Raw genomic sequence first — 20,155 nt, 5'->3', positions numbered from 1 at the left:
CGAATTTTGTCCGATTTGACAGAAAAGTGAAAGCAGTAATTTATATTATTAGTGATACGCCGCCCTCAGTTTTTTCGGGCAAACCCGGCAACAGCGGCTATTGTTATACAAGATGCCGCTTTAGCCCGATGTTGAATGCAAGGCGCTAAAGAGGGTCAATATTTTCTTCTGATAATTCTTATACGCAAAGGAGATACCGATGGATGCCGACCTGAAGATTTCGCTGCTGGCCACCGTTGGGGCGCTGTTGCTGGTTGTCGTATTTAGTTTTGCCGCCGTATTGAATTAATTGAAACCAAGCGTTCGTTTTCGCCATCCGATCGGGCGCGTTTTCAACGGAAAACGCGCCCGATTTCCTTCTGATCGTTTCGTCGTTGCGGCTTAGCGAATGGTTTGCGGGGTGACGACGCGACGCGCGCCGACATAATGATCCTGCCAGTAATCTTCGCTCAGTTTGCTGATGCGAATATCTGAGCCGGTACGCGGCGACTGAATGAATTTCCCGTTACCTACATACACGCCGACATGGTCGGCCGCGCCGCGGTTATTGATGCGGAAGAAAACCAAATCGCCGCTTTCCAGTTCGCTTTTCTTGATCGGGGCCGCGTCGCGCAAATGGTACATCTCATTGGCGGTGCGGGGGATGGGGATTTTTACCACGTCCTTGTAGGCGTAATAAACCAATCCGCTACAGTCGAATCCGGTAAAGGGCGATGCGCCGCCCCAATGATAGGGTTTACCCACTTGGTCCATCAGCTTATTCATCGCGGTTAATTTGGCGTGCTGATAACGTTTCTTATGCGCCTCGCTCAGCGTTAACGCTTTTTCCGTTCCGTCGCCGTTTACACCAACTTTTACTTTGGCGCGCGAGGAGGCATAACGGGCTTCATTTGCCAAATGCAATTTTTTGAGATTTTTCCTGACTAACGCCGGCGTGTCGCTTTTCGTGCGCGATGGGGTCGGCGCCTGTTTGTGCCTGGCGAGGTGGATGACTTTAACTTTTTTCGTGGCGGCGTTTGTTTTGCCGCTATCCGTTTTGGTTTTTTTTACTTTTGCCGCGCCGGACGCTTTCTGGTTATTTTTCTTCGCCTGCGGATTTTTTTTGTGATCGTCCTCAATGTTTACGTTGGCCTTTCGTGACGGTAAATTCGGCGTATGCGGCGCCGCCTGGGCGATATTCAGGAATAGGTTACTGAAAAACAGGATAAAAAGGGTAATAAACAAGCGCATGATAGCCGTGGTCGTTCATCGTTATTAACTCACTGAGTGCGCACAGTATTCCCGAAAACCACATGATAAAAAAGTGGGCGCGGCCTCTTTATTCGAACAGAATAGTGAAAAAAAGTTAATGGGGGGTTTTGCCCTGCTCGATTTGTCATCGATTTCTACTGTGAGTTTCATCATTTGTCGTTTGTGATAGGGTAAAGGCATACCCACACAAAAAATAGCGTTTTTTTGTGGTCGCCGCCATCGGTACAATATCATTGAGTGGATGGCGCTGTAGTGGCTCATCTGATAGATGCTCGTGGTTAATGAACATGACGTTAGCCATCCTAAAGGTTTAAGGAAGCAAGAGAATGACGACAACGACAATTGAAAAAATTCAGCGCCAGATCGCTGAAAACCCGATCCTGCTGTATATGAAAGGTTCACCTAAATTGCCTAGCTGCGGATTTTCCGCTCAGGCGGTACAGGCGTTGTCTGCTTGTGGCGAACGTTTTGCCTATGTCGATATCCTACAGAATCCGGATATCCGCGCCGAACTGCCGAAATATGCCAACTGGCCGACATTCCCCCAACTGTGGGTCGACGGCGAATTGGTCGGCGGCTGTGATATCGTTATTGAAATGTATCAGCGTGGCGAATTGCAGCAGTTGATCAAAGAAACGGCGGATAAATACAAATCCCAGCAGGAAGGGCAGGAATAATCCGACGCGTAGCGGATAACCGTTTTCTGCAAGAGAAATAAAGAGGGTGGCGAAAGTCACCCTTTTTTTTGCGCGTTCGGCTTAGTCCGCGGTGGACGTTTTCTCTAATTGATTTTCATTAAAAACGATAGGCCAGCCGCCCATGCGTTTCCAACGGTTGACCAACTCACAAAAAAGCAGCGCCGTCTGGTTGGTATCGTAAAGCGCGGAGTGCGCCTGACTGGAGTCAAAATCGATGCCCGCGGTGATACAGGCTTTGGCCAGCACGGTTTGGCCCAATACCAGACCACTCAGCGCGGCGGTATCGAAAGTGGCGAAAGGATGGAAAGGATTGCGCTTCAGGCTGCAACGTTCGGCTGCGGCCATCATAAAGCTGTGATCAAACGTCGCGTTATGCGCCACGATGATGGCGCGGTTACATCCCTGATCTTTTAAGCCCTTGCGCACCACTTTGAAAATTTCATGCAGCGCTTCGTATTCGCTGACCGCGCCGCGCAGCGGATTGCTGGGGTCAATACCGTTAAACGCCAGCGCGGCGGGCTCCAATATGGCGCCTTCGAACGGCTCAATATGAAAATGTAGAGTTTCATCTGGCTGTAACCAACCATCAGCGTCCATTTTTAATGTTATTGCCGCAACTTCCAGTAAGGCATCGGTTTTAGCATTAAACCCGGCGGTCTCGACATCTATCACCACCGGATAAAACCCACGGAAACGACCACTCAGGGCGTTCAGGTCATTTTTATCAGCCATTAGTCTCTTAATCTTTAGCAAAATGCAGCGCGTATTATGGCAAATTTTGGCGGGAGATGCAGTAAGCGGAGAAAAGCCGCCGCTTCCCGCATCCGCGGTGAGAGGCGCCGCGGTGGAATCTCTCACCATCTTTCTCCTGATCTTTGCGCTAACGGCATCAATCAGGCCGCCCGAAGCACATTAATGACCAAGCCCCTGACCGGACTGTGATTTTTCAATCAGTTCGATTTTATAACCATCCGGATCCTCAACGAATGCAATGATGGTGGTGCCGCCTTTTACCGGCCCTGCCTCGCGGGTCACGTTGCCGCCCGCCTGGCGAATGCTCTCGCAGGTTGCGGCGACATCCTCCACGGCCAGCGCGATATGGCCATAGGCGTTGCCTAAATCGTAACTCTCCACTCCCCAGTTATAAGTTAATTCTATGACGGCGCCTTCGCTTTCTTCGGTATAACCGACGAAAGCCAGCGTATATTTATATTCGGTATTTTCGCTGGTACGCAGCAGACGCATACCCAATACGTTGGTATAAAAATCGATAGAGCGTTGTAAATTACCAACACGCAGCATGGTGTGAAGTAAGCGCATAATTTCAATTTCCTCATTGGCTACTGTGGTTGACTGCAAACCGGGTGAAAAAATCTGTCAGAATGTAATTATAACGTTGCGCTTATAGCGAGTCCAAGTTATTGGCCGCGCGGTCACGCCAGTAGGTTTTGATGCCGAATGGGTGTAAACATGAGCGAATTTGACCCCAGTGGATTAAAAATAGACAAATCTATAAGGAGACATTAGCGGATAGCGCAGGAGAATCATCTGAAATTACAAAGATTAGCTGATATTTTTGTCGTTCGCTTTAGCAAAGGCTTGCCAGCGGGGAAGAACAAGGCTTCAATAAACAGAGCTAGACGGAGGTACAGTGCCTGAGCAACTTGAACTCTTTGCTGTTCCTAACCCATGTCGTGGCGTTTGTCAGGCTGACGATCGCGGCTTTTGCCGTGGTTGTTTTCGCAGCCGAAACGAGCGCTTTACCTGGGGGCAAATGAGCGATGCGCAGAAACAGGATGTCCTACGCTTGTGCAGGCAAAGAATGAGGCGTCAGCAGCGTATGGAGAAGACAACGCAGCCGGTAGAACCTCAACAGCCGACTTTATTTTAACGTTGGCTGAATAAAATAAGTATTAAGATCATTTTTAAAAGAATTTAATTTGGTAGAATCCTTTTTTTCAAAATAATAAAAGACACTTTTCTATTTTTTATAAATCAGAATTGATTGCAATCCAGGGATATAACTTAGCATGCTAATTATAAGGAGAGTTTATGGAATTGCCATTAGGATCTGATTTAGCTCGTCTAGTGCGCGTGTGGCGTGCCTTGATTGATCATCGGTTAAAACCACTGGAATTGACGCAGACGCATTGGGTGACTCTACACTACATCTATCACCTCCCGCCGGGACAATCACAGATTCAGCTGGCTAAAGCTATAGGGATCGAGCAGCCGTCATTAGTCCGAACATTGGATCAACTGGAAGATAAGGGATTGATTACCAGGCACATATGCTCACACGACAGGCGCGCAAAGCGCATCGTGCTTACCGATGCGGCAGAGCCGATAATGAAAGCGGTCAATGGCGTAATTAACCATACGCGCAACGAAATTCTATTCGGCATTACGCCGGAGCAGGTCGATGAATTAGCTTTGCTGATCTCGCGCCTGGAGCACAATATACTGGCATTACATGAGAGCCAGACGACAGAGAGTCAACCTTGACGGCGACCTGGGTCGCGTTGAGGCAAAATAATAAATCCCAGTATTATTATTCAGTTGATGGCTGATGGCTATTGGGGAAGAGGTCTGATTATTGATAGTAATCACCACCGCGCGGGTGGTGATTATTATTACGTATCAGCGTGGGGAGACCGTAATGCTGCGGCCGTTGTTCGCCATCGCCACACGTTGGCCGGCGCTGAATTTCGTGTCGCCTTGTTTTTGCACGACCATGATGGTGGTGCCGTCATCCCGGCGAATTTCCAGCTCGACACCCTGAGTCCGATTTAGCGCGCCCGTCGCGCTTTGACCCGCGACGCCGCCCGCAACGGCGCCCGCCGCCGTCGCCAGTCCGCGACCGCTGCCCCCGCCGATGGTATTACCCAGGAATCCCCCCAGAACCGCGCCGCCCAGCGCGCCAATCACGTTGGAATCCTCACCCGCCTGAATCTGTACCGGACGCGTTGAAACAATCGTACCGTAGGTAACGGTCTGGACCTGTTTGGCTTCGGAGGCACTGTAAACATCTCCTGAAAGCGTACTGGTATTGGCGCAGCCAGCCAGTGTGACACCCGCTAGCGTAACCACAAGCAAACGCTTCATCATAATTAACACTCCTGTAATGGCGATATGTCGGGTTGGTTCACCCTCGGCCGACGAATATATACCTATAAAGTATGGTCTGGCTTGACGTTCCATTCCACTCTTTTTACTCTTTTTTGCAGAATATAATAGTGTTCTTACATAGACCATAAACAGAGAAGCGGATTTGTTTAAATCGCAACCACGGGTCATATTTTAACAAAATGACAACCGCGATAACAAAACACAAAAAATATAATATTTCAGTGCCTTAAAATGCTATTTTGATTTTGGTCGGCTTTTCAGGTGACCGTATTATTTATCCCTCAGCGGAAAAGGTCGTGAGATGAGATCAGGCAGATACATTGGCGTAATGTCAGGCACCAGCCTCGACGGTATTGATGTGGTGATGGCGGCGATTGATGATCATACGGTTGCGCAGCAGGCCAGCTACAGTCACCCGATACCGCAAGCAATCAAACAGGCCGTACTGGGCATGTGCCAGGGACAGAAGGTCACGCTGTCCGCATTCGGGCGTTTAGATACGCAATTGGGCATACTGTTCGCGCAAGCGGTTCTGGCGTTGCTGAAAGAAACGGGACTGAGCGCGCGCGATATCACGGCGATCGGCTGCCACGGGCAGACCGTCTGGCATGAGCCGAATGGCGAGGCGCCTTGTACGCTACAGATTGGCGATAACAATCGTGTTGCGGCGATGACCGGGATTACCACCGTGGGGGATTTTCGCCGCCGCGATCTGGCTTATGGCGGGCAGGGCGCGCCTTTGGTGCCGGCATTTCACCATGCGTTATTGCTGCATCCGGTTGAGCGGCGCATCGTGCTTAACATCGGCGGCATCGCCAATTTGTCGCTGTTGGTGCCGGGCGTCGTGCCGCGCGGCTATGATACCGGACCAGGCAACATGTTATCTGACGCCTGGATTTGGCGTCATTGCGCCCAACCCTATGATCGGGATGCCCAATGGGCGCTATCCGGGCAGGTGAATCCGCCGCTGTTGCGCCGTATGCTGGCCGATCCCTATTTCTCGCAGCGCGCGCCGAAAAGCACCGGGCGTGAATATTTTAACCTGGCTTGGTTGGAGAACATGCTGGCCGGCCTGCCTTCGATAGCGCCGCAGGATGTGCAGGCGACGCTGGTTGAGCTGACGGCGCGCAGCATCGCCGATCAGGTGCTGTTAATCGGCGGCTGCGAACGTTTGCTGGTATGCGGCGGCGGCGCGCGCAACCCGCTGATCATGTCGCGACTTTCGGCATTGCTGCCGGGTATTGAGGTCAGCACGACGGATGAGTTCGGCGTCAGCGGCGATGACATGGAAGCATTGGCTTTCGCCTGGTTGGCGGCGCGTACGCTGTCCGGTTTACCGGGGAATTTGCCGTCGGTAACGGGGGCGAGCCAGGAGACCGTGCTGGGCGCTATCTATCCGGTAATAACGGACTAATCGGATTTTACTTACATTTGATTAATCAACCCGTTGTTAAACTGATGTCAGGGAAGGGTATGACGCGAGTCAGGCGAAGCGGATTTCGCGGATATCGGAACAACGGGAGAAAAATAATGAAACCACTGCTGGCAGGGGCGGCGCTGTTATTAAGCGGCTGCGGTTATTTCAGTCATCAACAGCCGGTTAAAATCTTGTCTTACCAGTGCGGCACGATGCCGCTTACGGTAACGATGCAACAGGACGGCAAATCGTCCTCTCAGGTCAGTTTTCTTCTTGATGGCGATCGCCATGTTTTGCCGCAGACGGTTTCCGCTTCAGGGGCGAAATACAGCGATGGCGCCTATACCTTCTGGAGCAAAGGCGACCGAGCTTTTATTCAGCGCGGGGAGCGGGTGATTGTGGATGATTGTATTTTGCGCTAGGGCCGCTCTGGCGTGAGGGCGACCGGGTTTCAGCCCATGACTTTCCTCGCTGGCGCATGAATTGTCGCTGACCTGACAATGGGTTATTCGCGTCGCCGTTGATTGAGATTTTCCAGGGAGGGGAGCAGAATAATATCATTCTCTTTCTTTTCGGACTCGTTATCGCCACCGCAGGACATCATGACACTATGACACAGGAAAGCACCCCTTCAAATATGACCCCTCCCTTGCAGGAAACCGATATCGCCGATCTGCGCCGCGAGTATACCCGTGGAGGACTGCGCCGCAGCGACCTGACGGATAATCCGCTGGATTTGTTTGAGCGCTGGCTTAAACAGGCTTGCGAAGCGAAACTGGCGGATCCGACGGCCATGTCGGTCGCGACCGTGGATGAACAGGGCCAGCCGTATCAGCGCATTGTGCTGTTAAAACATTATGATGAAAAAGGCATGGTGTTTTACACCAATATGGGCAGTCGTAAGGCGCGGCATCTGATGCATAATCCGAAAATCAGCCTGCTGTTTCCCTGGCATATGCTGGATCGGCAGGTGATGGTATCGGGACGAGCCGAAAAGCTGCCCGCGTTGGATGTGCTGAAGTATTTTCATAGCCGGCCGAAAGACAGCCAGATCGGCGCCTGGGTTTCCAAACAGTCGAGTCGTATTTCGACCCGGGGCATTCTGGAAAGCAAATTTCTCGAGCTAAAACAGAAATTCCAAAGCGGCGAGGTGCCGCTGCCGAGTTTCTGGGGCGGTTTTCGCGTCGCCATCGACTCCATGGAATTCTGGCAGGGCGGGGAACACCGCCTGCATGACCGGTTTTTCTACCAACGACAGGGCGACGGCTGGCAAGTTGATCGTTTAGCGCCCTAATCTTGAATTATCCTCGTTAAACTCTGGCGCTCCCGCGGTGAGCGCTTTATCCTATGTCATTTCGCGCCATCTGCGTTGCGGACAACCATGCTGCAATCGCCAAGATGACGGGTACAAAACAATTTTAAGTGCAACTGCAAGTTAGCTTGCCTTGCATATAACACGATATTTTGCATACAAATGGAGTTATCGATGGCGAGTAGTAACCTGGTTAAACAATTGCAAGAGCGGGGCTTGATCGCCCAGGTGACGGATGAGGAAGCGTTAGCGGAGCGACTGGCGCAAGGGCCAATTGCTTTGTATTGCGGTTTCGATCCCACCGCTGACAGCTTGCATTTGGGGCATCTGGTTCCGCTGCTTTGCCTGAAACGTTTCCAGCTTGAGGGGCATAAGCCTGTGGCGTTGGTCGGGGGTGCCACCGGTCTGATTGGCGATCCCAGCTTCAAGGCGACGGAACGTAAACTGAACACCACCGACACCGTCAAGGAATGGGTTGAGAAGATCCGTCGTCAGGTTTCGCCCTTCCTCGATTTTAACTGTGGTGAAAACAGCGCCGTCGCCGCCAACAACTATGATTGGTTCGGTGAAATGAATGTGCTGACATTCCTGCGTGACATCGGCAAGCACTTCTCTGTTAACCAGATGATTAATAAGGAAGCGGTTAAGCAGCGTCTGAACCGTGACGATGTCGGCATCTCCTTCACCGAATTTTCATACAACCTGTTGCAGGGTTATGATTTCACCTGCCTGAACAAACAGCATAATGTCGAACTGCAAATCGGCGGTTCCGATCAGTGGGGCAACATTACCTCGGGTATTGATTTAACCCGCAGAATGAACCAGAAGCAGGTTTACGGTATGACCGTGCCGCTGATCACCAAGTCCGACGGCACTAAATTCGGTAAAACCGAAGGCGGGGCAATCTGGCTGGATGCCAGTAAAACCAGTCCTTACAAGTTCTATCAGTTCTGGATTAATACCGCGGATGCCGACGTTTACCGCTTCCTGAAATTCTTCACGTTCCTGAGTCTGGACGAGATTGACGCGCTGGAAGACGAGGATAAAAACAGCGGCAAGGCGCCGCGCGCCCAATATGTGCTGGCTGAGGAAGTGACCCGTATGGTTCACGGCGAAGCGGGATTGGCCGCGGCTCGCCGCATTACGCAGAGCCTGTTCTCCGGTTCATTGCAGGCTATGACCGAGGATGATTTCGCCCAATTGGCGCAGGATGGCGTGCCGATGGTGGAGCTGGAGCGAAACGCGGACTTGCAGCAGGCGCTGGTCAGCGCGGAGCTGGTGCCGTCACGGGGCCAGGCCCGCACCATGATTTCCTCCAACGCGGTGACGGTCAACGGTGAAAAACAGGCCAACGCGGAATATACCTTTAGCGACGGCGATCGCCTGTTCGGGCGTTACACCCTGCTGCGTCGGGGTAAAAAGCACTACTGCCTGATTTGCTGGAAAGCCTAAGTTCAGATATGCAGGGCGCGCCAGCGCCCTGTTTCGTTTAGCGGTTATTGACGCGCAACTGCGCCGGCAAGGATTTGAGTCATATCTAATGAAAAATATACTATCCATTCAGTCACATGTTGTTTTTGGACACGCGGGGAATAGCGCGGCGGAGTTTCCCATGCGGCGGATGGGCGCAAACGTTTGGCCGCTGAATACGGTTCAGTTTTCCAACCATACGCAGTACGGTCACTGGACGGGATGCGTCATGCCGGCCGCGCATTTGACCGAGATTGTGCAGGGGATTGCGGATATCGGTAAATTGAACAGCTGCGATGCGGTGCTGAGCGGTTATATCGGCTCGCCTGAACAGGGCGAACATATTTTGGGCATCGTTCGTCAGGTTAAAGCGGCGAACCCGCAGGCGCTGTATTTCTGCGATCCGGTTATGGGATCGCCGGAGAAAGGCTGTATCGTCGCGCCGGGGGTATCGGACTTTCATTGCCGTCAGTCCTTGCAGGCGGCGGATGTGATTGCGCCGAATTTACCCGAATTAGAGCAGCTCAGCGGCCATGCGGTACATAATGTACAGGAAGCCGTGGAAACGGCGAGAGCCTTGTGCGCGCAAGGACCGAAAATCGTACTGGTTAAACACCTGAGCCGCGCGGCTTATCGTGATGACAGTTTTGAAATGCTGCTGGTGACGCCGACGGATGCCTGGCACATTAGCCGTCCCCTGATTGAGTTTGATCGTCAGCCCGTCGGCGTTGGCGATCTGACCAGCGGGTTATTGCTGGTGAATTTACTGAAAGGGGTCGCGTTGGATAAAGCGCTGGAGCATACCACCGCAGCGGTTTACGACGTGATGCTGATGACGAAAGAAATGAATGAATACGAGCTGCAATTGGTGGCGGCTCAGGACGGTATTGCGCATCCGCGCCATCATTTCCAGGCGGTGCGCTTATAAGCGCTCAGCGATGAGAACAAAAGAGAGCGCGGCGTTACCGCGCTCTTTATGTTTAGCCTTTCAGTCTCTCCACCTTCAGCGCCGTCACTACCGAAGGCCGTTCCGCGATATGCTCAAGATAAGCGGACAGGGCGGGATAGCGGAACATGTCCAGCTTCAATGACTGCGCCCAGCGCATCACGGTGAACAAATAGGCGTCGGCAATACTGAAACGATTGGCCGTCAGATACTTCTGTTCGCTCAGCACGAGATTGATATAGCGGAATTTTACCTGCAAGTACTCAATAATCAGTTCTTTATAGGTTTCAGGCGTGCTGCGTCGGAAGATCGGGGAAAAACTTTTATGCAGCTCGGCCGAGATGTAATTCAGCCATTCGATAGTGTGATAGCGGGCCATGCTGCCCACCGGCGCGATAAGATTACAGTGCGGAACCTTATCGGCCACATACAAAGCAATGGCGACGCCTTCCGTCAGCACGCTCCCATCGTCAAGCTGTAGAGCCGGTACAAGCCCTTTGGGGTTGATTGACAGGTAATCCGTACCGCGCTCGGTCTTCTTGGATTTGAGGTCCACCTTTTCAAGTTTGAAGTCCAACTTGGACTCCAGTAAGACAATATGAGCAAAGAGAGAACTGCTTTCAGGCTTGTAAAACAGCTTCATACATAACCCCTTGATATTATTATTTTATCCACCCAAGAATGGGCTGTAGTTTATAAAATAAACGGTTCGTTGGCGTTGACTACATATCGCAATATCAGGTTGTGAGGCGTTCAGCTAAACATTCGTTGCCGCAAACAGCTAACGGTTAGCCTTTTTATTATCGGCCAAAACGGCCGCTAACTTTACTTAATTTATCACCAGCTAAAACTCCTCTTCCAGGCCCTGATCAATAGCCTATAGCTATCATTACGTTTATCTCTGTTGTTACAAAAACGTTATTTTTTGTTTGTGTTATCTTTAAACAAGACCGCATGTTCAGACCGGGTATTGAACAGCGGATCGACAAAAATAATGATTAATCAGCTCACTTTGGGAGGAAGCATGCCATCTCATTTTCTTCGCGATACGTGTCTGGATACGCTGAAAGTAGGGCAACAAACCTATCACTATTACAGTTTGTCCCTGGCGGCCCGTCAGCTAGGCGAGATTGATAACTTACCCAAGTCATTAAAAGTATTGTTGGAAAACCTGCTGCGTTATCTGGATGACGAGACCGTCCGGCAAGACGATTTGCAGGCCGTGGCCGACTGGTTGAAAACCGGACACATCGAGCGCGAGATCGCCTATCGTCCGGCGCGCGTACTGATGCAGGATTTCACCGGCGTACCCGCCGTCGTCGATCTTGCCGCGATGCGCGCGGCGGTGGATCGCCTGGGCGGCGATGTGAATAAAGTGAATCCGCTGTCGCCGGTCGACCTGGTTATCGACCACTCGGTGACGGTCGACCGCTTTGGCGACGACCAGGCGCTGTCGGACAACACCCAGTTGGAAATGGCGCGCAACTACGAACGCTATCAGTTCCTGCGCTGGGGGCAATCCGCGTTTAGTCACTTCCGGGTAGTGCCGCCGGGAACCGGCATATGCCATCAGGTTAACCTTGAGTACCTGGCGAAAGCGGTGTGGTTTGAACAGCGGCAGGATAAGCTGATGGCCTATCCTGATACGCTGGTCGGCACGGATTCGCATACCACGATGATTAATGGTCTCGGCGTGCTGGGTTGGGGCGTCGGCGGGATCGAAGCCGAAGCCGCGATGCTGGGCCAGCCCATCTCCATGCTGATCCCGGATGTGGTGGGCGTGAAACTGACCGGTAAAATGCGCGAGGGGATCACCGCGACCGATTTGGTGCTGACGGTGACTCAGATGCTGCGCAAGCACGGCGTGGTCGGCAAATTCGTCGAGTTCTACGGCGACGGTCTGGATCACTTACCTCTGGCCGATCGGGCCACTATCGCCAATATGGCGCCGGAATACGGCGCGACCTGCGGTTTTTTCCCCATCGATCAAATCACGCTGGATTATATGCGCCTGACCAACCGCAGCGATGAGCAGATTGCGCTGGTGGAGTCCTACAGCAAGCGGCAGGGTCTGTGGCGCAATACCGGCGATGAACCGGTTTTCACCAGCCAGTTGGCGCTGGATCTGGATAGCGTCGAAACCAGCCTGGCCGGCCCTAAGCGCCCGCAGGATCGGGTGCCGTTGGCCGGCGTGCCGCAGGCATTCGAGGCCAGCCGGGAACTGGATATCAATGCGGTGAAAAACCGTTCGGAGTATGAAGCGTTTACGCTGGACGACGAGACGCATCGTTTGTATCAGGGCGCGGTGGTTATCGCGGCCATCACTTCCTGTACCAATACCTCCAATCCCAGCGTGCTGATGACCGCCGGGTTACTGGCGAAAAATGCGGTAAAACGCGGGTTGAAGAGCAAACCCTGGGTGAAAACCTCGCTGGCGCCGGGATCGCGGGTGGTCACCGATTATTACGCCAAAGCCGGGCTCACGCCGTATCTTGACGAGCTGGGTTTTGATCTGGTGGGCTACGGCTGCACCACCTGTATCGGTAATTCAGGGCCGTTGCCTGAACCGATCGAAGCGGCGATTAAGGCCGGTGATTTGACGGTCGGCGCGGTGCTATCGGGCAATCGCAATTTTGAAGGGCGCATTCATCCGCTGGTAAAAACCAACTGGCTGGCCTCGCCGCCGCTGGTGGTGGCCTATGCGCTGGCGGGGAATATGAATATCGATCTTACCCGTGAGCCCCTGGGCGAGGATCGGCTGGGGCATCCGGTTTTCCTGCGGGATATCTGGCCTTCGGCAAAAGAGGTGGCCGAGGCCGTCCTGAACGTCAGCGCCGATATGTTTCATAAACAATACGCCGGCGTATTCGAAGGAACGCAGGAGTGGAAAGAGATTGAGGTCGATGACAACCCCACCTATCAATGGCCGCAGGAGTCGACCTATATCCGCCATACGCCGTTTTTTCTCGATATGAAAAAAGAGCCGGAACCGGTGCGGGATATTCATCACGCGCGCATTCTGGCGATGCTGGGCGATTCGGTCACCACCGACCATATCTCGCCCGCGGGAAATATCAAACGCGATAGTCCGGCGGGGCGTTACCTGCTGGATCGCGGCGTGGAAACCAAGGAGTTCAACTCGTACGGCTCCCGGCGCGGCAATCACGAAGTGATGATGCGCGGCACCTTTGCCAATATTCGTATTCGCAATGAGATGGTGCCGGGCAAGGAAGGCGGCTATACCCGGCATATGCCGTCGCAAAATGAAATGACGATCTATGACGCCGCCATGCGCTATCAGGATGAAAACGTGCCGCTGGCATTGGTGGCGGGGAAAGAATACGGTTCGGGCTCCAGCCGCGACTGGGCGGCGAAAGGGCCGCGCTTGCTGGGCGTGCGCGTGGTTATCGCCGAATCCTTTGAGCGTATTCACCGTTCCAATCTTATCGGCATGGGCATCCTGCCGCTGGAGTTTCCGCCAGGCGTAACCCGTAAGACGCTGATGCTGACCGGAGAGGAACAAATATCCATTAGCGGATTGACGCAGTTAACCCCAGGCGCGACGGTGGCGGTCGTTATGACGAATAATGCAGGGCAAAGTCAGGTGATTAACACCCGCTGCCGCATCGATACCCGCAATGAACTGACCTATTACCAGAATGACGGCATTCTGCATTATGTGATCCGCAATATGCTGTGAATGCGTGTTCAGACTGCGCTGGCGGTTAGGCCCGCTAGCGCGGCGCAGGCGGGCAGACAATGCGGGAACATCCGCGTTGGATCAAATTCCGATCATTTCGTGTCGGGTATTTCACGGGGTTAATGACCCTGTTCACAGTTCCCCTTTTTGCGCTGCGCTAAGGTGATCCCCGACGAGAGTTGGTTATCTTGCGTGATAGCGCGGCGAGTCTGTTCTCACGCTGATGCGGGGCCTGAAGCCTCTCGGCGCACTGGCTGTCGGATGTCGGCAGGATAGTCTTAGGACGATAGCGCGCCTGTACACCACTTAACAGGGATGTCTCCGCTCTCAATCGTCCATTTCCTTTTGATGCCAGCCAGATATAAATCTCATTCTTTTTACACCACAAACCATCAATAACTACGGCAATAGACTTCGACATATCACGATATGGCGCCGGATATATTTCCATGACGTTTGCAGGGTTAATGAAATAAACCAACGCCGCAGCGGCTGAAAAATAAAGGCTGAACAGGCGTCAAGCGCCGGTAACAGGAAGCTACATCATATCTATCAAGAGAGGTCGTCTCATGAAACATTTATTGTCTATCAGGACATGGCTTGCCGCGCTGATTGGCGCGTTGCTCTCGCTCCCGGCTTATGCGGACAAGGTGTACGACACCGATATTGTCGTCGTCGGCGCAGGAGGAACCGGCCTTGCCGCGGGCGTACAGGCAAAAATGCTCGGCGCTGAGGTCATTATACTGGAAAAACAGGCCATTACCGGCGGTTCGGCTAATTTCGCCGAAGGTATTTTCGCCGCCGAAAGCGCGATGCAGAAAAGGCAGGGCATTGATGTATCCAGGAAATTCGCTTTCCAGGCGATCATGAATTACAGCCACTGGCGGGCCAACGCGCCGCTGGTCAGCGCGATTGTGCTCAAATCCGCCGAAACTCTGGCATGGCTGCAACAGTTCGGCGTCAATTATGAGTTTATCGGCGTGGGCGGTTTCGGCGGCCCGCTGACCTGGCACGTGGTGGGCGAGCTTGAGATTGACGGCAAACGTTACCACCACGGTAGTGCGGTAATGGCCGCGTTGAGCAAGAAATTTCGCGATCTGGGCGGCACGATTCTGCTACAGACGCCGGGTAAAAAGCTGATTATAAAGGATGACCGTATTGTCGGCGTTGAAGGGGTCAATAAAGCGGGCGAAAAAGTCATCGTCAACGCCAAGGCGGTGATCATCGGCACCGGCGGATACGGCAACAACAAGGAAATGCTGAAGAAATACTCCCGATTCCCCGACGTGATCATGGTCGGTCAGGTGGGTAAGGACGGCGACGGCATTCAGATGGCCTGGGAGGCCGGCGCGGGCGAAGAGGGGGCGGAGATCATGATCTCTTATCGGCCCGGCCTGCCTGATTTTTCCACCACCTCGCACCTTATTGCAGCCGCGGTTCAGCCCTATCTTTATGTCGACCCCAACGGCAGAAGGTATACCGATGAGCACAATATCGCCGAGTGGCCGTTCTCCGGCAACGCGCTGGAGCGTATCGGCGGCGTGGCTTACTCCATCTATGACGAGCAGACACGACAGCTGTTTCTTAATGAGGGGATTCAGATGGCTTTAGGCGAATGGGTCACCTATGGCACTAAGCTGGATAAACTTGACGAGGAGTTCAATAAAGAACTGGCCAAAAGCAACGGCAACGTTTTCAAATGCGACACCCTGGATGAGGTGGCGCAAAAAATCGGCGCGGACCCCGCGGTGCTGAAAGCAACCATTGCCGATAACAACCACGCGGCGGCCATCCACAAGGACGAACAGTTCTTTAAAAACGCCGACTTTTTGCGTCCGGTGGAAAAAGGCCCGTTCTATGTGACGAAACTGCGGCCGCGGGCGCTGGGGACGTTCGGCGGCATAAGAATCAACGAGAAAACGGAGGTCGTGACCGCGCAGGGAAAAACCATTGCCGGACTATACGCGGGCGGGCTTGATGCGGGCGGTATGTACGGCGACAGCTACGACCTGGAAATGGGCGGCGCCAGCTTCGCCTTCGCGCTGAACGCGGGTCGGATCGCCGCGGAAAATGCGGTTAAGTATATAAAATAAATATCCGCGATTCTCTCGCCGTATTTATATATACCCTAAATAATTCGAGTTGCAGCTTGAAGTATGGCGGGTATACGGCGGGTATTTTCTCTTTTTTAGAGGGAAGCAAAATGAAAAATTTTGCGCTATTTCTATCATCGATATTATTAATATCAAATCCTGCCGCATTTGCCGCGGACAATCTGCAACAGGCCTTTGAACAGGGAACGCTGAAAGGCGAATTGCGAGGCTATTATTTCGAAAGGGATTTTGATAAAAGCGAAAAAAGAGCCGATCTGGCCGCCGGCGCTTTATTTTACTACAACACCGCTGCGGTTAATGGATTAAGCGCCGGCGCCGCTTTCGCCAGCGCCAACGATATCGGCAGCAACGACCGTCATCAGGTCTACGGTCTGGTTCAGGGCGTCGGCACCAATAAGCATCAGAGTTTCTCGCGTCTTCAGGAATATTATCTTCAGGGCGACTGGTTCGATACCCGCATAAAATTCGGCGCGCAGGAGATAAATACCCCGTTTATGAGCGGTCATGATATCAGGCTGCTGCCTAAGACCTATCGGGGACTCTCCGTGGTGAATAACGGCATCGAGAATCTGGCGTTGTCCGTCTACTATATTACGGCGTTCGAAGGCTGGTGGGACGATCGATTCACCTCGCTGATCTCGGTGAATGGCAAAGAGGTTAACCGGGATCTGGTCGCCGGCGGGGTGAAATACCGACTCCCCGTCGATTTCGCCGATGTTCGTCTCCAAAGCTGGCTTTATCACATGGACGATGTCTTCGACACCGGCTTTTTCAAAGCGCAGGTCACGAAGGACGTCGGCGATTACCAACTGTTTTTCGCGCCGTCGGTGTTGTTTCAGAAGTCGATCGGCAAGGAACTGGGCGGCAGGGAATTCGACACCTACCAATATGGTTTCAATACCGGCTTCAAGGCTCAGGGTTTCCATGTCACGGCGTTCTACGCTAAAACCGGCGACGATGAACTCTATGTGCCGTGGGGCGATGAAAAAGTCATCATACAGCAGATTAATGCCGCCGGACGGGCCAATGAAACGGCCTATGCGCTGAGAGTCGCTTATGATTTCGCGCAGATAGGCGTTAAAGGACTTAACGCTTATCTGTTCCATGCCTATTACGATACCGACCGGCTTCAGTACTCCACCCAGCAGGCAAAAGACGTCAGCGAGACCGATTTCAGCGTGCAGTACGATTTTTCCGGCGCGCTGGACGGATTCAGCGTGCGTCTGCGCTACGCGTTTATCGATGCGGAGAAAGGCGAGAATTTCGACGACCTGCGGGTTTATCTCCGCTATCGCTTTACTCTCGGCGGAAATACTTAATAACGGTTTACCGATGAAAACCCGGCGCCGGATGTCCGCGCCGGGTTTTATATTGCGATTAACCCGAGATCGCCTTGCCATGCAGGGTCTTTGCGCGGTATTACTCACCAGAAATTAAACGCTGCGATGCATAAGGAGAGGGTATGAATTTCATGGTGAACGTCGGCAGTAAAAAAGTCTTGTCCGCGTTGCTGTTTCCACTTTGTTCAATAACGCCGGTCGCCCTGTATGCGGCGCAAGTCCCTGCGGGAGTGCAACTGGCGGAAAAACAGGAACTGGTGCGCGGCAACGGTTCCGAACCCGCCTCGCTTGATGCGCATAAAGTGGAAAGCGATGTCGAAGCCAATATTATTCATGATTTTTTTGAAAAACTGATTGCGGTGCATGATGACGGCAGCATTTCCGGCGGCCTGGCCGAAAAGTGGGAACAGCAGAACCATCAGATCTGGACGTTTCATTTGCGTGCGGATCTGAAGTGGTCCGACGGCACGCCGCTCACCGCCGACGATGTCGTCTTTAGCTGGCGGCGTCTGGTCGATCCGCAAACCCTTTCTCCCTATCAGTCCTATATCCCCAATATGCATGTGCGCAACGCGGCGGATATCGCGGCAGGGAAGAAGCCCGCCAGCGAGCTGGGCATCAGGGCGCTGGATAAACGCACGGTACAAATCGAGCTGGATCGGCCGTTGTCCTATTTTCTGGCGATGGTCGACCATTTCGCCGTCGTCACTCTGCCGCAAGCGGCGATTGCAAAGTACGGCGATAAATGGACCCAGCCCGGCCATTTCGTCGGCAGCGGTCCTTTTACCCTCGACGAGTGGGTGGTCAACGAGCGCATTGTCGCTAAACGCAACCCTTATTATTGGGATAATGCCCATACTCTACTCAACAAGGTGACCTATCTGCCCATCGTGTCAAACACGGCGGAGGTGAATCGCTACAAGGCCGGCGAGGTGGAGGTGACTTTTACGCTGCCGCCGCATCTGTTCAAAGCGCTCAAAACGGAATTGCCCGAACAGGTTAAGGTGAACCCGCAGTTGTCCGCCTACTACTATAAATTCAACACGCAAAAACCGCCGTTCAACGATCCGCGCGTCAGACGGGCGCTGGATCTGGCGCTGGACAAAACGGTGATTGCCGAAAAGGTGCTGGGCATGGGACAAGTACCCGCCTATAGCATTTTGCCGCCGGGTATGGCGGGTTATACCAGCCAACAGCCCGAATGGGCGGCCTGGAGCCAGCAGCAGAGAAACGCCGAGGCGAAAAAGCTGCTGGCCGAGGCGGGGTTCAGCGCGCAGCGGCCGTTAAAGTTCGACCTGTTGTACAACACGTCCGAGTCGCATCAGCGGGTTGCCATCGCCGCCGGCTCCATGTGGAAGCAGGCGCTGGGCGTGGAGGCGCGGCTGAAAAATCAGGAATGGAAGACCATGCTGGACACCATGCGGACCGGCGATTTCGAGCTGGTGAGATCGTCCTGGGCGGCGGATTATAACGAGCCTTCCACCTATTTTGATATGCTACGCAGCGGCAACAGCAATAATCAGGGTAAATTCACCCATGCCGAATACGACGCCTTGCTGGATCGCGCGGTCAACGCGGATTCGGCGGCGGCGCGTAACAGCGACTATCATCAGGCGGAAAACATTCTTCAACAGCAGGCTCCGCTGATACCCATCTACTATTATGTGCGCGCGCAGCTGGTGAAACCTTATGTCGGCGGGTTCAAGCCCGACCAGAAGGCGGATATATACAGCAAGGATATGTATATCATTAAGCATTAAGAGGGGATGAACGCCAGGGGGCGCCTGGCATTCACCATGATGGGGCGTTACTTCATATTCAGCAGATGTCCCAGCTTGGCTTCTTTGGTTTCCAGATAGCGTTCATTCTGCGGGTTGCGGCCGACGATCAGCGGCACCCGCTCAACGATATTGATGCCCGCTTCATTCAGGATTTTTACTTTTTGCGGATTATTGGTCAGCAGCCGGACTTCATTCACGCCCAGCAGTTTGAACATGTCCGCACAGAGCGTGAAGTCGCGTTCGTCCGCGGCGAAGCCCAACTGATGGTTGGCTTCGACCGTGTCGGCGCCCAGATCCTGCAACGCATAAGCGCGAATTTTATTCAGCAAACCGATGTTACGGCCTTCCTGTCGGTGATACAGCAGCACGCCGCGTCCTTCTTCGGCGATATGCCGTAGCGCGGCTTCCAACTGAAACCCACAGTCGCAACGCAGGCTAAATAAGGCGTCGCCGGTCAAACATTCAGAGTGAACACGCGCCAGAACTGGCGTCGGGCCGGAAATATCACCATAAACCAATGCGAGATGATCATGTCCTGTGGCTAATTCTTCAAATCCCACCATCAGAAAATCGCCCCAGAGGGTGGGTAATTTGGCTTCCGCCACCCGTTTTAGCTGCATGTTATTCTCCAAAAAAAACAAAAATGCTGACGCGCATCCTACTGCCGTAAACGGGCCTTGACCAGCAAAAAACATTGCCGCATCCCAACGATTTCACCGGGCGGCCGACAGGTTGCCAGGGCGAGCGGTAAGCGCGGCAAACCTGCCTGCCGCGACGCCAAAACCCGGTCGGGTAACTTAAGCAGGCGGACATCGCGGTGAACGGGCGGATCCGCGGCATAACAAAATCAGGTTATTGCACTTGCCGAGCGCGTCTCACGGCTTCTGACGTCTTGATACGATCGGCCGCTCATTGACTGAAACGAGAGCTATTTTACGCCATACTGACTCCTTATGTCGTTTTTTTTGCTAGCATTGTGACAATATTGTTGCAGTCA

At 53.2% G+C, this 20,155-nt stretch carries 19 protein-coding genes; 13 read left to right on the top strand and 6 right to left on the bottom strand.

The window, feature by feature from the left end; genetic code table 11:
- The first annotated feature begins 199 nt into the window (after positions 1-199).
- On the top strand, positions 200-289 hold the full coding sequence (gene cydH / locus ABRZ28_RS16855) for a cytochrome bd-I oxidase subunit CydH (protein WP_319602234.1): 90 nt from the start codon (positions 200-202) through the stop codon (positions 287-289).
- A gap of 92 nt (positions 290-381) precedes the next feature.
- Here cydH and ABRZ28_RS16850 read toward each other — a convergent pair whose 3' ends face one another.
- Positions 382-1,230 carry a C40 family peptidase gene (locus ABRZ28_RS16850; RefSeq protein ID WP_319602235.1) on the bottom strand — a complete coding sequence of 283 codons (849 nt, stop codon included), beginning with the start codon at positions 1,228-1,230 and terminating at the stop codon, positions 382-384.
- A 347-nt stretch (positions 1,231-1,577) separates the two neighbouring features.
- On the opposite strand from ABRZ28_RS16850, the gene ABRZ28_RS16845 reads away from it, so the two are divergent.
- Positions 1,578-1,928 carry a Grx4 family monothiol glutaredoxin gene (locus ABRZ28_RS16845; RefSeq protein WP_319602236.1) on the top strand — a complete coding sequence of 117 codons (351 nt, stop codon included), beginning with the start codon at positions 1,578-1,580 and terminating at the stop codon, positions 1,926-1,928.
- Positions 1,929-2,009: 81 nt separating this feature from the next.
- Here ABRZ28_RS16845 and rnt read toward each other — a convergent pair whose 3' ends face one another.
- Positions 2,010-2,681, bottom strand: a complete 672-nt coding sequence (gene rnt / locus ABRZ28_RS16840) for a ribonuclease T (protein ID WP_319602237.1) — start codon at positions 2,679-2,681, stop codon at positions 2,010-2,012.
- Between the two features lie 180 nt (positions 2,682-2,861).
- Positions 2,862-3,269, bottom strand: coding sequence for a lactoylglutathione lyase (gene gloA, locus ABRZ28_RS16835; RefSeq protein ID WP_319602238.1), 408 nt, complete (start codon positions 3,267-3,269; stop codon positions 2,862-2,864).
- A 331-nt stretch (positions 3,270-3,600) separates the two neighbouring features.
- Here gloA and ABRZ28_RS16830 point away from each other — a divergent pair, with 331 nt between their 5' ends.
- Positions 3,601-3,840: a DUF1289 domain-containing protein gene (locus ABRZ28_RS16830; protein ID WP_319602239.1), complete on the top strand. Its 240-nt coding sequence runs from the start codon at positions 3,601-3,603 to the stop codon at positions 3,838-3,840.
- A 161-nt stretch (positions 3,841-4,001) separates the two neighbouring features.
- Positions 4,002-4,454, top strand: a complete 453-nt coding sequence (slyA, locus tag ABRZ28_RS16825; RefSeq protein WP_319602240.1) for a transcriptional regulator SlyA — start codon at positions 4,002-4,004, stop codon at positions 4,452-4,454.
- Between the two features lie 135 nt (positions 4,455-4,589).
- Here slyA and ABRZ28_RS16820 read toward each other — a convergent pair whose 3' ends face one another.
- A complete protein-coding gene (locus ABRZ28_RS16820) occupies positions 4,590-5,057 on the bottom strand; it encodes an outer membrane lipoprotein (RefSeq protein WP_319602241.1) in 468 nt (155 codons plus the stop codon).
- A 322-nt stretch (positions 5,058-5,379) separates the two neighbouring features.
- On the opposite strand from ABRZ28_RS16820, the gene anmK reads away from it, so the two are divergent.
- The 5 genes from anmK to pdxY all read left to right on the top strand — a co-directional run bounded on the left by anmK (position 5,380) and on the right by pdxY (position 10,205).
- Positions 5,380-6,492, top strand: a complete 1,113-nt coding sequence (anmK, locus tag ABRZ28_RS16815; RefSeq protein WP_319602242.1) for an anhydro-N-acetylmuramic acid kinase — start codon at positions 5,380-5,382, stop codon at positions 6,490-6,492.
- Between the two features lie 116 nt (positions 6,493-6,608).
- Positions 6,609-6,917, top strand: a complete 309-nt coding sequence (locus tag ABRZ28_RS16810) for an MliC family protein (RefSeq protein WP_330520965.1) — start codon at positions 6,609-6,611, stop codon at positions 6,915-6,917.
- Between the two features lie 215 nt (positions 6,918-7,132).
- Positions 7,133-7,789, top strand: a complete 657-nt coding sequence (pdxH, locus tag ABRZ28_RS16805; protein ID WP_319602912.1) for a pyridoxamine 5'-phosphate oxidase — start codon at positions 7,133-7,135, stop codon at positions 7,787-7,789.
- Between the two features lie 192 nt (positions 7,790-7,981).
- The gene (tyrS, locus tag ABRZ28_RS16800) at positions 7,982-9,259 is read left to right on the top strand and encodes a tyrosine--tRNA ligase (protein WP_319602250.1); all 1,278 of its coding nucleotides are present in this window, start codon (positions 7,982-7,984) and stop codon (positions 9,257-9,259) included.
- Positions 9,260-9,347: 88 nt separating this feature from the next.
- Complete coding sequence (gene pdxY, locus ABRZ28_RS16795; protein WP_330520964.1) at positions 9,348-10,205, top strand: pyridoxal kinase PdxY; 858 nt, start codon at positions 9,348-9,350, stop codon at positions 10,203-10,205.
- Positions 10,206-10,257: 52 nt separating this feature from the next.
- On the opposite strand, the gene gstA is transcribed toward pdxY, so the two are convergent.
- Positions 10,258-10,866, bottom strand: a complete 609-nt coding sequence (gstA, locus tag ABRZ28_RS16790) for a glutathione transferase GstA (RefSeq protein WP_319602252.1) — start codon at positions 10,864-10,866, stop codon at positions 10,258-10,260.
- Between the two features lie 381 nt (positions 10,867-11,247).
- Between gstA and acnA the strand changes: the two genes are divergently transcribed.
- From acnA to ABRZ28_RS16770, 4 genes are all read left to right on the top strand, one after another.
- Positions 11,248-13,923, top strand: coding sequence for an aconitate hydratase AcnA (gene acnA, locus ABRZ28_RS16785; RefSeq protein WP_330520963.1), 2,676 nt, complete (start codon positions 11,248-11,250; stop codon positions 13,921-13,923).
- Positions 13,924-14,492: 569 nt separating this feature from the next.
- Positions 14,493-16,016, top strand: a complete 1,524-nt coding sequence (locus tag ABRZ28_RS16780; protein WP_330520962.1) for an FAD-dependent oxidoreductase — start codon at positions 14,493-14,495, stop codon at positions 16,014-16,016.
- Positions 16,017-16,126: 110 nt separating this feature from the next.
- Positions 16,127-17,356 (top strand): OprD family outer membrane porin, encoded by a 1,230-nt coding sequence (locus tag ABRZ28_RS16775; RefSeq protein WP_330520961.1) that lies wholly within the window; start codon positions 16,127-16,129, stop codon positions 17,354-17,356.
- 143 nt (positions 17,357-17,499) lie between these two features.
- Positions 17,500-19,137: an ABC transporter substrate-binding protein gene (locus tag ABRZ28_RS16770; protein ID WP_330520960.1), complete on the top strand. Its 1,638-nt coding sequence runs from the start codon at positions 17,500-17,502 to the stop codon at positions 19,135-19,137.
- 47 nt (positions 19,138-19,184) lie between these two features.
- Here the strand turns inward: ABRZ28_RS16770 and ribA are convergent, their stop codons facing one another.
- Complete coding sequence (ribA, locus tag ABRZ28_RS16765; protein WP_319602257.1) at positions 19,185-19,778, bottom strand: GTP cyclohydrolase II; 594 nt, start codon at positions 19,776-19,778, stop codon at positions 19,185-19,187.
- Positions 19,779-20,155 lie beyond the last annotated feature (377 nt).

It is taken from the genome of Brenneria sp. g21c3, assembly GCF_040240345.1.
Classification (GTDB): Bacteria; Pseudomonadota; Gammaproteobacteria; order Enterobacterales; family Enterobacteriaceae; genus Brenneria.
The sequence above is the reverse complement of the archived record's forward strand: the minus strand, read 5'-3'. Positions and strand labels throughout refer to the sequence as shown.